The sequence below is a fragment of the Vibrio sp. 10N.261.46.E11 genome (genome assembly GCF_041472735.1).
Lineage (GTDB): Bacteria > Pseudomonadota > Gammaproteobacteria > Enterobacterales > Vibrionaceae > Vibrio.
The window spans coordinates 88,429-103,326 of record NZ_JBFRQW010000032.1 but is presented as its reverse complement, the minus strand read 5'-3'; the positions used below and the strand labels follow the sequence as shown (position 1 = coordinate 103,326).

14 protein-coding genes and 2 tRNA genes are annotated in these 14,898 nt (G+C 44.3%); 4 read left to right on the top strand and 12 right to left on the bottom strand.

The features are described 5' to 3' along the window. Window positions 1-27: 27 nt before the first annotated feature. A complete protein-coding gene (locus AB4407_RS11025; RefSeq protein ID WP_372120574.1) occupies window positions 28-912 on the bottom strand; it encodes a LysR family transcriptional regulator in 885 nt (294 codons plus the stop codon). 102 nt (window positions 913-1,014) lie between these two features. Between AB4407_RS11025 and AB4407_RS11020 the strand changes: the two genes are divergently transcribed. Next, entirely contained in the window at window positions 1,015-1,626 is a 612-nt protein-coding gene (locus AB4407_RS11020; RefSeq protein ID WP_048660025.1) for a LysE family translocator, read from the top strand. A gap of 113 nt (window positions 1,627-1,739) precedes the next feature. Here AB4407_RS11020 and AB4407_RS11015 read toward each other — a convergent pair whose 3' ends face one another. The 6 genes from AB4407_RS11015 to AB4407_RS10990 form a co-directional block, all read right to left on the bottom strand. Continuing rightward, window positions 1,740-2,300, bottom strand: a complete 561-nt coding sequence (locus tag AB4407_RS11015) for a hypothetical protein (protein ID WP_055318923.1) — start codon at window positions 2,298-2,300, stop codon at window positions 1,740-1,742. A 215-nt stretch (window positions 2,301-2,515) separates the two neighbouring features. Continuing rightward, window positions 2,516-2,947 (bottom strand): GNAT family N-acetyltransferase, encoded by a 432-nt coding sequence (locus AB4407_RS11010; RefSeq protein ID WP_048662585.1) that lies wholly within the window; start codon window positions 2,945-2,947, stop codon window positions 2,516-2,518. 120 nt (window positions 2,948-3,067) lie between these two features. Then, window positions 3,068-3,562 (bottom strand): GNAT family N-acetyltransferase, encoded by a 495-nt coding sequence (locus tag AB4407_RS11005; protein ID WP_055318924.1) that lies wholly within the window; start codon window positions 3,560-3,562, stop codon window positions 3,068-3,070. A gap of 47 nt (window positions 3,563-3,609) precedes the next feature. Next, complete coding sequence (locus AB4407_RS11000) at window positions 3,610-4,032, bottom strand: N-acetyltransferase (protein ID WP_048662584.1); 423 nt, start codon at window positions 4,030-4,032, stop codon at window positions 3,610-3,612. A gap of 135 nt (window positions 4,033-4,167) precedes the next feature. Then, window positions 4,168-4,506 carry a zinc ribbon domain-containing protein YjdM gene (locus AB4407_RS10995; protein ID WP_372120573.1) on the bottom strand — a complete coding sequence of 113 codons (339 nt, stop codon included), beginning with the start codon at window positions 4,504-4,506 and terminating at the stop codon, window positions 4,168-4,170. A gap of 178 nt (window positions 4,507-4,684) precedes the next feature. Further along, window positions 4,685-5,848, bottom strand: a complete 1,164-nt coding sequence (locus AB4407_RS10990) for a threonine/serine exporter family protein (protein ID WP_372120572.1) — start codon at window positions 5,846-5,848, stop codon at window positions 4,685-4,687. 524 nt (window positions 5,849-6,372) lie between these two features. Between AB4407_RS10990 and AB4407_RS10985 the strand changes: the two genes are divergently transcribed. From AB4407_RS10985 to AB4407_RS10975, 3 genes are all read left to right on the top strand, one after another. Next, window positions 6,373-6,447 (top strand) — tRNA-Gly (locus AB4407_RS10985). A gap of 38 nt (window positions 6,448-6,485) precedes the next feature. After that, a tRNA-Gly gene (locus tag AB4407_RS10980) sits at window positions 6,486-6,560 on the top strand. A gap of 316 nt (window positions 6,561-6,876) precedes the next feature. Further along, window positions 6,877-7,134, top strand: a complete 258-nt coding sequence (locus AB4407_RS10975; protein WP_372120571.1) for a hypothetical protein — start codon at window positions 6,877-6,879, stop codon at window positions 7,132-7,134. Window positions 7,135-7,295: 161 nt separating this feature from the next. On the opposite strand, the gene AB4407_RS10970 is transcribed toward AB4407_RS10975, so the two are convergent. The 5 genes from AB4407_RS10970 to AB4407_RS10950 all read right to left on the bottom strand — a co-directional run bounded on the left by AB4407_RS10970 (window position 7,296) and on the right by AB4407_RS10950 (window position 14,855). Beyond that, window positions 7,296-7,781, bottom strand: a complete 486-nt coding sequence (locus tag AB4407_RS10970; RefSeq protein WP_048660016.1) for a hypothetical protein — start codon at window positions 7,779-7,781, stop codon at window positions 7,296-7,298. 112 nt (window positions 7,782-7,893) lie between these two features. Beyond that, window positions 7,894-8,433, bottom strand: a complete 540-nt coding sequence (locus AB4407_RS10965; RefSeq protein ID WP_048660015.1) for a cupredoxin family protein — start codon at window positions 8,431-8,433, stop codon at window positions 7,894-7,896. A gap of 106 nt (window positions 8,434-8,539) precedes the next feature. Beyond that, on the bottom strand, window positions 8,540-11,683 hold the full coding sequence (locus AB4407_RS10960; protein ID WP_372120570.1) for an efflux RND transporter permease subunit: 3,144 nt from the start codon (window positions 11,681-11,683) through the stop codon (window positions 8,540-8,542). Continuing rightward, window positions 11,680-13,401 carry an efflux RND transporter periplasmic adaptor subunit gene (locus tag AB4407_RS10955; protein ID WP_372120569.1) on the bottom strand — a complete coding sequence of 574 codons (1,722 nt, stop codon included), beginning with the start codon at window positions 13,399-13,401 and terminating at the stop codon, window positions 11,680-11,682. The genes AB4407_RS10960 and AB4407_RS10955 overlap by 4 nt, the downstream gene beginning before the upstream one ends. An 11-nt stretch (window positions 13,402-13,412) precedes the next feature. Further along, window positions 13,413-14,855, bottom strand: coding sequence for a TolC family protein (locus AB4407_RS10950; RefSeq protein ID WP_372120586.1), 1,443 nt, complete (start codon window positions 14,853-14,855; stop codon window positions 13,413-13,415). Between the last annotated feature and the right edge of the window lie 43 nt (window positions 14,856-14,898).

Below are 14,898 nucleotides of genomic sequence, written 5' to 3'. Positions count from 1 at the left end.
ACACTTCTAGGCCGGAGACTGTCGTTCCTATAAGGTTGGAACACACTGTGACAACTCATTCTTTAGCCAAACCACAAACGGGCTTTCTGGTTCATCGTGCTTGTCATCTTGTGTGAGCAATATGTACTGATGACCGGAAGGCACAAAGCCGAACGGTGCGATTAAGTTGCCTCTATTCAAATCATCAACCACCAATGGATAAGAGCCAAGAGCCGCTCCTAACCCATCAACGGCCGCTTGAAAGCAAAAATAGAAGTGTGCAAAGGTTTGGTTTGAAATAGCTTGCGGCACCATTCGGCTATCAAATTCACTATCTTCGGTGATGGATGCCCAGTGGCTCCAAGCGTTTGGTCGCGTGCTGCTGTGCAGTAATTTTACATCGGCTAACTTGTCTTTGACCTGTTGCCAGTAATCAGGCGAGAACACAGGGCCAACCCACTCTTCAACTAACGGAATCTGTTTATAATGCTCGATTACGTTGAAGTCGTCTCGGCGAATGGCCATATCTAATCCAGTTGCGCCTAATGTCACAGGTCCACCTGCGGTAGACAATCGGACATCAATTCCGGATTCGTTATAGAAATCACCGAGTCGAGGCATTAACCAACGCATGGTCAATGTGGGTTCGCATGAAACCTCCAACGCGTGATGATTCAGCTGATTAAGCTTGTGGACTCCAGTTTCCAAGGCTTGGAACGCTTGCTCTGTGTAACCTTTGAGTAGTTCCCCCTCTTTGGTGAGACACACATTCCTGCCCTGTTTATAGAACAAGGCGTGAGATAAGTGATTTTCCAATACCTTGATCTGCTTACTCACTGCGCCATGTGTGATATTGAGTTTATCCGCCGCATCACTGTAACTGCTCGAATGCGCTGCTATGTGGAAAGTATGAAATGCTTTCAAATGTCTCATGTGTGATTTTTTCTCACAGATAGATGGAGTTCATTTCGATTATAGGCAGCAATAAAAAACCATACAATGCTCGCTCATCAAATATAAAGAGTTGGAGTTATTATGGAGTGGTTAAGCCTAGCAGTATTGGGACTATTGATTGTTATTAGTCCAGGAGCTGATTTCGTTTTAGTTTTGAAAAACAGTGTCAATCAAGGAAGACAAGCAGGGATTTGGACTGCAATAGGTGTGAGTTTAGCGATTTGTGTTCACATCAGTTATTCAATGCTTGGGATCAGTTACTTAATCTCACAGAATGAGCAGCTGTTTGACATGATCAGATACGCAGGTGCAGCCTATCTTATTTATCTAGGGCTAAAAGGTATCTTGAGTGCGGACAACAAGCTTGCACCGATGGAAGATGCAAAACAAAGCACCAATGTTTGGCGCTATTTAGCCCAAGGCTTTTTATGTAACGTGCTCAACCCAAAAACCATGTTGTTCTTCTTGAGCATCTTCAGCCAAGTCATCTCACCTGATGCAGAAAACCAGCATGTCGCACTCGGCTATGGACTTTACATGATCGTTCTTCACGGCTTATGGTTTGGAATTGTCGCTATGCTGTTTACTTCGAATACATTGCAAAAGCATCTATTGAGAGCAAAGAAAAGGCTTAATCAAGCGTGTGGATTTGGCTTAGTGACGTTCGGAGCACTATTGGCGGTTAAGTCTTAAATAGAAGCTAAAACTAATAAACTCAATGATACAGTGTTCCATTGAGTTTATTTACAATTTCCAGCTAAGTTAACCAGTTTTAAGGCAGCTAATACTTTGGAGCCAACGAACGATTAGAGCTGCTGACTCTTGGGAGTTTCTATATTCCACCCTTCACCGATAGTATCTGATACCGCAAGCAGACCCTCAAGGTAAATGGAAACTTCTTCACTTGATTCAACTGTGAAATAAAAGTCCTTCTCAGTTTCCTGAGCAGCAAAGATTAGGTCATCAGTTAAAGTCAATGTGTTGGGTTTAACCATGTACTCACTCGACATTTCGATAGAGTGGTAACGTTTATATCCGTCTACAACGATCCCTCTTGGAACATTGCAGCGTGCTTCTTTAACAACGTAACTACCTGGCTTGATATTATCAAACAATACGTACTCTAGATCTTCGTAGACTGTCATTCTCAACGTCTCCGGTTCTTGAGCGAGTTCATCACCAATCTTTTCGTACATTAGAATCGAAAAAGTATCACACGGATAAACACTACCAACCTTAATGATCTTCGTAGTAATACCAATAGCTCCATCTCCATGAGGAGCAGATAGAGTATTCGACGCATTATGAGGTAACGTCATACAACCCGTTAAGCCAGCTACCAAAGCCATTGGCAGAAAACGTTTCATATAAAGCCTTTATTCTTATCAATGTAATTATTCGGCGACCCTATCATTAAAAATACAGACCGAAAACACAGATTGATAAAATATTGATATGGTTAGCATTATTTTATAATTCAGCTGACAATTCTCATATTTACACGTCATCTGTTGGAAAGATTAAGGCAACTATCTGATGGAGGTACAGGCTAAAGGAATGAGTTAATCTCAATTATTACAAACTATTCACGCCACATATAAACAAACTGATCGTTTTGCGAGGTGATTTCGAAGCCAAACCTTAAATACAACTCCCCAACTCGATTACCTTGTAAATAACACAACGCCACAGGCTTATTGAGTTTGGCTGCTTGAGCTAAGCAATCCATTAAAACTTGGCTACCAATACCTTTGCCATGGTATTCGGGCAGTAGGAAGAACCGACAAAAATAGAAGTGCTCGCCTTTGTCTTGCAACAACACACTACCAATCGCTTTACCCTGATATTCAATGATTTCAGGCCGTTCTTCTGCCCACTCTTCGGCATGTATATCTCGTTGAATCTGCTCGTCCCAGCCAAAAACAGCTTTGATTGGCTCAAATTCAGCCGCCTTTTTTAGCTCGAACAGAAATTCATAATCTGATGACTGAGCGGGTCTTGTCGAATACTTCAAAATATCTCCAACAATAATCAATGAACTATAACTAATGAATCAGAATCACCAGCGGCTTCATTTCCAAAAAACTCGCTCACGATAAGCAAGTGAGAATTGGAAGGTGCCATGCTTCAGTGTTCATGTAGGGTTTAGTTGATAGCGTAGAACTTCGTGTTTATCTTGCTCTGAGTAAAAGGTATTTAAGAACTGCCCACCACACTTCTCAATCACTTTTTGCGAAGCAATATTGCCGTACTCACAGGTAATAATAGCGTTTTCGGTAAGTACGTGACGTTGAACCCAAGACAACATATGACTTGCGATACCTTGTCCTCTCGCTTGTGACAAAGTCTCGTAGCCTATATGGCCGATAACGTCATGAATGTATTCACTGGTGCCATGACGAACTCTTATGACACCAAGGATTTGACCAGAGTCGATACAAAAATACGTAGAAGCAGGCGTCCAACCTTCTGGCAGTTCCTCACCTTTTGAATAAGCGACTCGCCTTTTTAAATACGCATCACTACTGTCAGAAATACCTGTATAAATATCTAACCCATCCTCAGAGCAAGCATTCACATAGCGATGAAAGGCTCTTGAGTGCGAAATATTAGCTTTGACCATGTCCATATAGTTTCGATTCCTAGTTACTGCTCTTTCGGGTTTAGCTATCAAGCCTAAGCTAAGTGCATGGTGTATTCTTGATGCCCTGTATGTTCATCAACTTGTTCACTCACAATAGAGAATCCTTGGGACAAGTAGAACTCAATCGTCGCTTGGTTCTCTTTATACACATTCAATGACAAGTTCAGACATTCAAGCTTCGCGTGTTGGATAAGTTGCTTACCAATACCACTGCCTTGATGTTCTGTACTGACAAAGATCGCCGCTAAGATCCCTTCATAAAGCGAATAAAAGCCACGAACCTCACCGTCTACTTGATACACGTAAGTTGTTGATGCCGGAATATATAGGTCACGCATATTAGCTACTTGCGACTCCCAAAACTCAGGAGCCACAAAGTCATGGGCCTTTATCGAGGCGGTTAACCAAATATCTAAAACAGCTTCAATATCATTTGGGTTGTACTCTCTAATCATCTTAATTCTCAGGCAATTAATATTGTTTAATGGGCTAACCAGTATGCCAAGAAGCGACTTAAACCTATTGAAGATTTACGACAATGTCCCAGTCAGAATTATTGAACGGCAATGATAGATCAATACCATTGGCCGCTATTGCTTCTTAACGTACTTCGCCGTAACAAGCATTTCACCGCCACCATCCAGCTTGCAATCTAACTGGTGATCTTTGCCTTCATTGATTCGTCTGATTACCACTTTAGTGCCGATTTTCAGTACAGAAGAACTGCCTTTGATTTTTAGATCTTTAATGAAGGTAACTTTATCGCCACTTTCCAATACAACGCCATTCACGTCCTTTACACGCGCAGCTTCTCTTTCTAAACGCTCTTCTTCTGGGTTCCATTCGTAGGCACACTCAGGGCAGATTAGGTTGTTTTGGTCTGGGTAGACATATTCAGATTGGCATTGCGGGCAAGGAGGTAGAGACATACGTTAATACTTCATTTAAATAGAATTTGTTCCATTTTAATGACTCTTGTTAGGCTTAGCGAGCATAAATCTAACAAGTTTTACGGAGAGCTAATTGTCGTAAAAAAGATCAGTACCTAAAACGAACAAACACAGCCGCTAAGCTGTGTTTGTTTAAAAAGTTGAGAAGCAGAACGGCTTAACGTTCGACTTTTGGTGAGTAAATCGAGTAAGCGGTGATTTGCCCTGCGACGATTGCCGAGAACATGAATAATGCCGACAAACCGATGCTTGGGATCGGTAAGATAGATTGCTCGAACACCGATTGGCTGGCACTCACTAATACTCGGCTACCCGGAACCAAAATGATGATCCCTTGCACGATATAAATAGAGCCTGTGAGCTCCATCTTCTTGGCAATCCAAGTTCCGTACAGAGTAATAAGAACCGTGGTTACCCAAGTACCCACAACCCAACCACTATCAAAACCGAGGTAGAACGGCCCCCACATGCCAAGAACCGCAACTGGCAAGCCAAGCAAGATGTCTTTAGGGCGCGCATTGAACATCACACCGATAGATACTGAGATCAACACCAAGCCTGATATGTGCATCCACATAGGTACCGCATTGGTATAGTCGATGGAGACTGCTTGTCCCCATATTGCTTCACCAATATTGAGACCCATGATAATCCCAACAAACAGCTTGATCAGCGTTAACGCACTCTGCCCTAGTAAACTAGTACCAGAAACGAGATCGTTAAACGCCAAACACTCTAATGCGTTGGCTATGGATAACCCTGGTACAAACAAGACGATCGAGGCGATACACAACGCCCACACCGGAATCGGCAACCCTGTACTTGCCAAAAATGCCACGAAGATACCCGTTAATAGTGCCGAGATGAATTCAACCGCAATTGCACGACGTGAATGTAAAACTTGCTGACATACCCAAACCATCAAACCCAATAACGCAGAAAAACCGACCGCTTCCAACGTACTGCCCACAAGCATCAGATAAGCTGGCGGGATCGCCATATTTGCAAGTGCAGTCACAAGTTTAGAGTAACCGACTGGCTCTGGCACAGGCTCACTGCTTGGTTGGTTAATGCGAATGATCGTATTGGCCAATAAACTCAAATTGATTGAGGCAGGCTTTTGGCGTTTCAAGATAACGGCGTTGTTATCATCAGGGAACTGATAATTTATCCCCGTTGGGGTCGCCTGAATCATCAAATCAACGCCATGCTTTTTTGCATAGAATTGGGTGTATTTTTCTAGCTTGTATGGAGCACAACCACTGCGGTGAAGAGTGTCACCAATTTCAACAATTTTGTTAATTCGGTACTGAGAAGGCATGGGAATTTTAGGCGAGACAAAATGTGCGGCAAATGTATCAAACGATAGACGTAATGACGAGAGTTTTGCATGAATTATCAACTAAATTAGTTACTTTTTTCTTCGAACGCTTTGAGGAGCCTATAACTCCACCCGCCTCGGATTCGCTTGATGAATGCTTTGACAGACTGGCAAGTTAAAATCATGCATCCAGATTGTTATTAATGGACATCAAAATACAAATGGAAATCAGTTTATGTTAACAGTCAAATTGCCTGTATTTATGTTTATTTTATGATGAGGCAACGTCACTAAAGTAGGTTTACACATCAAACTGAGCTTGTCTCACAAATAACGGGGATTTTTTGGTGTTTCTCTCCCAACGTTTTAGCGAGAGTTTAGTCACATTTTATTCACTCTTGAAACACCATATATGATTGAAAAACTAGCGTAGTGGTGGTTATGCGAGCACTTAGAATAAAAATGAAAGAAAAAGGTTTCGTTTTCAGTTAGATGTGGCATTATCAAACTCGTTAAGACGATGTGCGTACATCGTATAATGGCTATTACCTCAGCCTTCCAAGCTGATGATGCGGGTTCGATTCCCGCTGTACGCTCCAGTCTTCTTGATGCTTCAGTCTTACTCTTAAGACAGTGTGCGTGCATCGTATAATGGCTATTACCTCAGCCTTCCAAGCTGATGATGCGGGTTCGATTCCCGCTGCACGCTCCAATTCCTCTTTATGTTTCATTACGTGTTTTCTTCCAGCGATACCCTATTCAAAAAACTTCTCCACGCGTTAAATCTATAAGCATTAATCCATATAGCTTAAACCCATTTTGTTAAGTCTAACCAACCAACGCTAATTAAGCAGCTAGCGCTATTAACTCCTTAAATCGCTTCGAATTTCTTAAACCTTTTCCATCACATATTGCAGTCTAGCTTTTAACGATTTTCAAAATTGTTCAAATTTAATAATCTTGGTCAATATCCGAAAAAACAGTTGTGTTAATGTGCGCGCATTAGCAACAACCAAAAATAATTAAAAATGTTTAAAAACAATGAGTTAACAATAAACATCGAAGCAATCAATGTCGCACTGTCAAAAGTCGAAAATGCGAATAAAATTCAGCTTAATACGTTGAAAGGTTATGTGAGCAGCGAACCTGAACAGGCCGTGCTTGCGTTTCGTTCTTTAAATGAAGTGGACTCGATCGACGACAAACTGAAAAAGATCATGTCAGAGTTACCGCACCTGAGCGGCGAAGCACACCACCTGCTTGAAACTTCTATCTTGCTACAGTGATTCTAGCTATAGATAAGCCTCAGCCAATACAAGTTAGTTCATGTATTCCTGGACAGGTTGAGACTTATCTTTAACTGAACACAGCATTTAATCAATGACTTAGCGGTCACACAAAGCTGTACTGATTGGTTGAAATGAATAGGTGATGTAAGGCCCTCGGATTACTCCCAAAAGTTCCACCACTTTTTGCTGTTTTCTTCACGCTGCTGTTGGCCTTTTTCTGACCCTTTTCCTTCTTCTTTACGCTCTTGTTCCGCTTTCTTGTCTTTCTGCTTTTCTAATCCCGACTTTTCTTCGTCATTATCCATATCATCTTTAAGCTTTTCTTTCTTATCTTTGAGCTTTTCTTTACTTTCTTCGAGTGCTTCTTTTTCGTCTTCTAAATCATCAAGCTCTTTATCTAACTTCTTCTTGTCTTTCTTATTCTTACTTTTCTTCGCTTTCTTCTTTTTCTCTTCGATCATCGAATCAAGCTGCTTCTCACGATCATCAATTTCACCTTCAACTTTTTTTGCCTCAGCGAATGTTTTTACTTCTTCTAAATCGGGCTTACCTTTGCCTGCCCATTCAGGTTTAGCAGCAACACTGTGAGTCGACCAAGCTAATAAAGCACTTGATACTGCAAGCACTAGAACTGTCTTATTCATCCTTAAACTCCTATTCCTTTAGTCTTTTAAACCTAATACCTAAATAACACTAAAACAAGGTAGCCATACCTAGCAGTCATCTCTTTGAGCTAGATATGGCATCTGTATCACCTTATAACGTTAACGCTTTTATCATACCCGCTTCCGCATGCCCTGGGATATTGCACGCAAACTCTACCTTATTGTCACCATGGAAATGCCACAGCAGCTGCTTCGCTTTACCAGGCTTAACCGTGACTGTACTGCCCGAGTCATGAGCGTGATTACCCATATTTTTCATCATTTCACGGTGCTCTAATTGCTCTGAGGCAGAACCAATCGAAAATTCGTGGTCAATCTTGCCTGTATTCATCACCACAAACTGAACTACGTCATTAGGCTCAATATCGACCTTGTTCTTAAAGGTGATTTTCATATCGTCACTTAGCAGAACATGAACCACTTTATCCGGCTTTGCGCCTGTCGCAGGCATACCCACTTCAGACATACCTTCCATATTCATCATCGAATGGTCCATCTTTCCATCCTTCATCATGCTGTGATCCATTTTTCCACTCTCCATCATCGAGTGATCCATATTTGAGTGGTCCATTTCAGCAAAAGCCGTTGCAGTAGTTAATGTCAGTGCAATCGCAATAAGTGTCTTTTTCATGATCGTTCCTTAGAATAATTCAGTTATTTATTTGTTAGTTTCACATGTTCATGTGGTACGCCCTTACTCACTCTGTTTTGATAAGTAAGGGCTAGTAATCAATACGTTATTTGTTTGTCTCGTTTTGGCTGTGCGTAATCTCACGCTGCTTCCAAAGTTTAAAGATCGCAGGTAGCACCAATAACGTGAGCAATAACGCAGACGCCATTCCGCCAATCATCGGCGCGGCAATTCGTTGCATCACTTCCGAACCAGTACCCTCGCCATACATGATTGGAATTAGGCCAATGATCACCGTAAGAACCGTCATCATTACTGGACGAACACGAAGCCCTGCGCCCTCACGAATGGCATCCGTTAGGTCAGCTTGTTGAAGTGTTTGTTGGTTCTCCTCTGCATCGAGCTTTTTGTAGTGCCACGCTTGATTGAGATAAACCAACATGATCACTCCGATTTCAACCGCAACCCCCGCAAGGGCAATAAAGCCAACGCCGACCGCGATAGAGAAGTTGTAATTGAGGTAATGCATCAACCACAAACCACCCACCATAGCCAAAGGAAGCGTTGCCATGATCATCATCACTTCACCGACCCGTCGGAAGCTCAGGTAAAGCAACAGCATGATGATGGCGATGGTGATAGGCACAACGACACTCAAACGCTCCTTCGCACGCTCCATGTATTCGTATTGACCAGACCAAGCGAGCGAGTAACCCGCCGGTAATACAACTTGTTCGGCAACGACTTTTTGCGCTTCAGCCACGTAAGAACCTAAGTCACGACCATCAATGTCCACGAACACCCAACCGTTAGGGCGTGCGTTCTCCGTTTTGATCATCGGTGGGCCATCTTCATAACGAATATCCGCGACATCAGACAGTGCAATACGAGCTCCGTTTGGTGTCACCAATGGCAAGTTCTGCAACTTAACGACAGAATCACGATAGCTTTGTGGGTAACGGACATTGATTGGATAACGCTCTAGCCCCTCAACGGTTTCACCCACGTTCATGCCACCAACCGCAGTCGAGATAACCTGTTGCACTTCTTTAATGCTCAAGCCATATCGCGCAGCCGAGCGACGTTTAATGTCTATCGTCACATAACGACCGCCCGCAACACGCTCGGCGTAGACAGAAGCCGTACCACTGACACCATTTAAGATAGGTTCAAGCTGAGAGCCAATTTTCTCGATAACGTTAAGATCAGGCCCCGCTATCTTTATTCCGATTGGCGTTTTGATACCGGTCGCTAGCATGTCGATACGAGTCTTGATTGGCATAACCCACGCGTTCGTTAAACCGGGAAACTGAATCAGATCATCGAACTCTTTTCGTAACGACTCAGTAGTGACACCGTCACGCCATTCATCTCTTGGTTTAAGCTGAATAACCGTTTCAATCATGGTCAGTGGCGCAGGATCGGTTGCTGTCTCTGCTCGGCCAATTTTGCCCCACGTGGTTTCGACTTCTGGAATGGTTTTGATGAGCTTGTTGGTTTGTTGCAACAACTCACGAGCCTTACCTATTGAGATACCCGGATACGTGGTTGGCATGTACATCAAATCCCCTTCGTCCAAAGGAGGGATGAATTCACTACCAAGCTTACTGGTTGGGTAATAAGCAGACGCCATTAAGCCAAGTGCGATAACAATCATCACCTTTGGATATTTTAGGCTGAGGTTTAGAAGCGGTTTGTACATCGCCACTAGGCTACGGTTTACTGGGTTTTTATGTTCAGGTAGCACGTTACCGCGAATGAAATAACCCATTAACACAGGTACCAGCGTTATTGCCAAACCGGCTGCAGCCGCCATTGCATACGTCTTCGTAAATGCAAGTGGCGAGAACATCTTGCCTTCTTGCCCTTCTAGCGCGAACACAGGCACAAAGCTCAAGGTAATGATAATCAGAGAGAAGAACAGCGGTGCACCAACTTCTTCTGCTGCCTTACCAATCACCTGCCAACGGTTTTTGTCAGTGAGCGGAGTCCGTTCAATGTGTTTATGAACGTTCTCAATCATCACGATGGCTCCATCTACCATGGCGCCAATCGCAATCGCTATTCCGCCAAGAGACATGATGTTGGCGTTAATACCCTGCCAATGCATCACAATGAATGCACCCAAGATACCGACAGGCAGACTTAGTGCGATAACCAACGACGAGCGGATATGGAACAAGAACAGCGCACACACGACGGCGACCACGATGAACTCTTCAGCCAGTTTCTTCCATAGGTTTTCAACGGCTGAATCAATCAAAGTAGAGCGGTCATAAGTCGCGACAATCTCGACACCATCAGGTAAGCCGGCTTGCAGCTCAGCGAGTTTGGATTTAACCGAGTCGATCACTTCACTGGCATTTTCACCAAAGCGCATCACGATAACGCCGCCAACAGCTTCGCCCTCACCATTGAGTTCAGAGATACCGCGACGCATCTGTGGGCCAAGGTTAATATCGGCAATATCACCCAATAACAGTGGAGTACCTTTGTCGGTCACTTTTAACGGCAGAGATTGAATGTCTTCGATGCTTGTCAGGTAACCCGTAGTGCGAACCATATGTTCGGCTTCGGCAATCTCGACAACAGACGCACCGGTTTCTTGATTACCATCCTGGATTGCCTTGTTGATTTGCTGAAGCGTTAGGTCGTAAGCACGTAACTTGGCAGGATCTATCTGAACCTGATACTGCTTCACCATGCCGCCAACAGTCGCCACTTCAGATACGCCCTCAACGGTTTGCAGCTCATACTTCAAGAACCAATCTTGCAGGCTACGAAGATCCGCTAAGTCATGCTGACCGGTTTTATCTTGCAACACGTAACTGTAAACCCAGCCCACACCGGTTGCATCTGGCCCTAGTGTTGGCTTGGCACTCGATGGTAAGTTAGGTGCTACTTGGCTTAAGTACTCCAACACGCGTGAACGCGCCCAATACATATCGGTATCGTCATTAAAGATGATATAGACATACGAATCGCCAAAGAACGAATAGCCACGAACCGTCTCTGCACCCGGAACGGCTAACATCGCCGTTGTGAGCGGATAGGTCACCTGATCTTCAACTACTTGAGGTGCTTGCCCCGGATAGCTTGTTTTAATGATCACCTGAACATCAGAAAGATCTGGAATAGCATCAACGGGCGTATTTTTAACGCTGTATAAGCCGCCAAATACGATGGCTACAGTGGCAACCAGCACTAAGAAGCGGTTGCTAATAGACCAGCGAATGATTGCATTGATCATAGTTCGTCCTCACCCGTGCTATTCGTCGATTCGAGAGATTTGAGCACATAATCAGAACCTTGCTTCGCCACTAGAAACCGAATGGTTTGACCCTCGGCAAACTCAGATAAATCAAGGTCATCACTGGCTTGGAAATTCATTTCACCCGCTTTCCAATCCCATTCAGGCACTGGCTTGTGATTTACCGTGATCATTCCGAAGTCTGCCATCAGCATGGTGATGTCTCCCTTCACCCACACTTCGCCCGCCATTTGATGTTTGCTCACCTTATAATCCACAACCTCGTACTGCCCTGACTCTGTCTTTCTCATCTCAAAGTCAATTGCCTTACCACGTTGCACATCACTCATGTCCAAGCCTTCCGCAAAGGTGAAATTCATCACCATGCCCGGCCAATCCCATTCAGGTACAGGTTGGTGATTGATGGTCGCCATACGACTGCCTTGCATCACATCTGCAATTTCACCTTTTGCCCAAACTGTTTCGGCTTGCTCTTCAACGCCATTGATTCGCGACAAATCAGCGGATTGGCTAGATTCAGAATCCAACATGAAGTGCGCAGAGGTGACAATGTGTTCACCTTGTTCAAGCCCTTGCAACACCTCGATCTTCTCGCCAGCTTCACGACCTACTTCAATGCGTGCTGAACGGTATTTTCCCTCACCTTCGGACAACACCACTCGAGTCATTCCACCTGAATGGATAACCGATGATCTTGGTATGGTAAGTACGGCATCATCACTGATTGGCTTCAACGCAATATTGGCGAACATGTTCGGTTTGAGTTCGCCATTAGGATTCGAGAACTTCAAACGAACGCGTAAAGTTCGAGTTTTCGGGTCTAGGATTGGGTAGACATAATCAACGTTGCCCTGCCACTCCTTACCGGGAATCGCATCCAGTGTCATCTCTGCATTACTGCCTGATGAGATCCAGTGCGCTTGACGCTCAAACACCTCAGCATCAACCCATACTTCGCCTAATGGGCCCGCACTGATTACCGCTTGTGCAGGTGAAAGGTAACCACCTTCTCGGATGTTCAAACTCGCGATAACACCATCGGCCGGCGCTTTGATTTCAATGGTTTGCGAGGCTTTACCTCGGTGAGTGATCGAACGAATCTGAGCTTTATCGACACCCAAGGTGATCAAGCGCTCGGTGGAACCTTTTATCAATCCTTTGCGACCCGTTTTGTACGCACTAAGTAACTCTTCTTGTGCCTTAACCAACTCTGGAGAATAAAGTGTGAACAGCACATCGCCCTTATTTAACTTTTCGCCCACCGCGTTGATGTAGAGTTTTTCCACCCATCCAGAAACACGCACGTTGGTTTGCCATAGTGCACTTTCATCGAATGCCACGTAGCCAACAGTTTCAATGCGCGGTGATAGCGCTTCTCTTGTTACTTGTGCGGTTTTCACGCCAAGGTTATTTTCTACCGATGGGTCGATAAATACGGTTCCTGCCTTGTCTTCTCCCGCACTTGAATCATCAGCATAAACAGGGATTAAATCCATCCCCATAGGTGACTGACCTGGTTTATCACGCTGATAGTTTGGGTCCATTGGCGCAACCCAATACAAAGGTTCGTCACTGGTTTCTGTGCTAGTTGCCATTGCTGACATGTCGTGTGCTGGATTAATTAGAAAATGGTTCACACCAAAACCTAATGCACCACCGACCAATAAAGCGATAGTCGCTACTTTTACTGAATTCATTGTCTATTCCCTTATTGATTGGCTGTGTGTTTAGTTGCGCTTGAATTGAGTTGTGGTTGGTTTACTTGGTATTCAAAACCACTGACTAACGCGGCTAGCTTGCTGTTAACGATGTTGAGGTCGGTAATCAAACGCTGTTGTTCTAACTTCAGAGCAAGTTCATCCGCCGTTGCTGCAATAACGTCATTAAATTGCGCGGTATTGTTTTGATAACCTCTTTCCACCGCACTAATACGAGCGGCAGTTTGAGGAAGCAAGGACGTTTGATAGCGTTCTAATCGCTGGATCAGGTTTGATCTGTCCACCAGCAATGCGTTCACTTGCGCGTTCATTTGGGAAAGTAAGGTGTCTTTTTGAGATTTAGCTGCGCCAACTTGGTACTGAGCCGCAGACAAGTTCTTGTCTTGTCGGTTGCCCGTAAACAGAGGGATATCGACTGTTAGATAAGCGCTCACAAGATCAGAAGCAGGTTCGCCAGCCATGTTGTTCGCTTGTCGGTGGGCATACATCACTTCCACACCAAACTGAGGTGTATACGCTTGCTCAGCTAGCTCTACTTGAGTTTGATTAGATGAGATAGTCGCATCTGTGATCTTAACGAGCGGATGATCCATCAACAGTTGATAGTGCTTGGTTGAATCGCGGTTAGTCGCCAGCTTGCTCTCCAAGCTTGTCCAATCAATTTGATTGTTTGCATTAAGTACGCCCTGAGAATCAAGAACCTGAGAGCCTAGCCAATCAGAACCGAGCCACTCAGACAGCTGAGAGATTAGACGGCGTTGAACTTGCTGATTAGCTTGCAGTTTCTCATCAAGCTTACTGACTTGAAGCTGAGCATTAAGCAGATCTTGTGCTTCACTTTTACCAATCGAGTAATTGGTCTGCACATAGTTTTCTAGCTCAACCAACAAGCGTCGATTTTCACGCATCACACCTTCAGCGACTTGCTGATAACCCAATTCAAGCCATAACTGCGTCATGCTGTTAGCAACGGTAAGTTCGCGAGCCTGCACTTGAAGAGCTAACCCATCCGCTTGCTGACCGGCTTTTTTCTGCTGAAGATCGAGTGTATTGCCACGCTCAAATTGCTGCATTAGACCGACCGAAATATTGGTCATTGGGTCTTCATCAAACTGGAAGCTATCGACTGGCAGTCCACCAAATCCGACTTTCAATTTCGGATCCATTAAGGTTGCGCTCGCAATACCGGTTTCACGCATCGCTTGCGACTGAGCAAAGTACTGTTTGCGATTGCTGTCTTGGCTCAATGCTATCTCAATCAACGTATTGAGTTGCTGCGTTGAGCTTGCTTGGTCATGTGCTGAAATGTGTTGAGCATTTGAAGCTGACGCCGTGGTAGCCGCGAGCGTAGCACTTGAAAACAAGGTCATAGGCAAGGCAGCAGCAACCACTAAGCTCGTGTTCATGATAAACACAGAGGTTGTTGGTTTCATATTCACAATGAATGTCCATATCTAGCGCTAATTAGCGCATAAA

Bases quoted from the DNA above. Each gene is read 5' to 3' on its own strand.
- AB4407_RS11025 (WP_372120574.1), bottom strand. From the start codon at position 912: ATGAGACATTTGAAAGCATTTCATACTTTCCACATAGCAGCGCATTCG.
- AB4407_RS11020 (WP_048660025.1), top strand. From the start codon at position 1,015: ATGGAGTGGTTAAGCCTAGCAGTATTGGGACTATTGATTGTTATTAGT.
- AB4407_RS11015 (WP_055318923.1), bottom strand. From the start codon at position 2,300: ATGAAACGTTTTCTGCCAATGGCTTTGGTAGCTGGCTTAACGGGTTGT.
- AB4407_RS11005 (WP_055318924.1), bottom strand. From the start codon at position 3,562: ATGGACATGGTCAAAGCTAATATTTCGCACTCAAGAGCCTTTCATCGC.
- AB4407_RS11000 (WP_048662584.1), bottom strand. From the start codon at position 4,032: ATGATTAGAGAGTACAACCCAAATGATATTGAAGCTGTTTTAGATATT.
- AB4407_RS10995 (WP_372120573.1), bottom strand. From the start codon at position 4,506: ATGTCTCTACCTCCTTGCCCGCAATGCCAATCTGAATATGTCTACCCA.
- AB4407_RS10990 (WP_372120572.1), bottom strand. From the start codon at position 5,848: ATGCCTTCTCAGTACCGAATTAACAAAATTGTTGAAATTGGTGACACT.
- AB4407_RS10975 (WP_372120571.1), top strand. From the start codon at position 6,877: ATGTTTAAAAACAATGAGTTAACAATAAACATCGAAGCAATCAATGTC.
- AB4407_RS10970 (WP_048660016.1), bottom strand. From the start codon at position 7,781: ATGAATAAGACAGTTCTAGTGCTTGCAGTATCAAGTGCTTTATTAGCT.
- AB4407_RS10965 (WP_048660015.1), bottom strand. From the start codon at position 8,433: ATGAAAAAGACACTTATTGCGATTGCACTGACATTAACTACTGCAACG.
- AB4407_RS10960 (WP_372120570.1), bottom strand. From the start codon at position 11,683: ATGATCAATGCAATCATTCGCTGGTCTATTAGCAACCGCTTCTTAGTG.
- AB4407_RS10955 (WP_372120569.1), bottom strand. From the start codon at position 13,401: ATGAATTCAGTAAAAGTAGCGACTATCGCTTTATTGGTCGGTGGTGCA.
- AB4407_RS10950 (WP_372120586.1), bottom strand. From the start codon at position 14,855: ATGAAACCAACAACCTCTGTGTTTATCATGAACACGAGCTTAGTGGTT.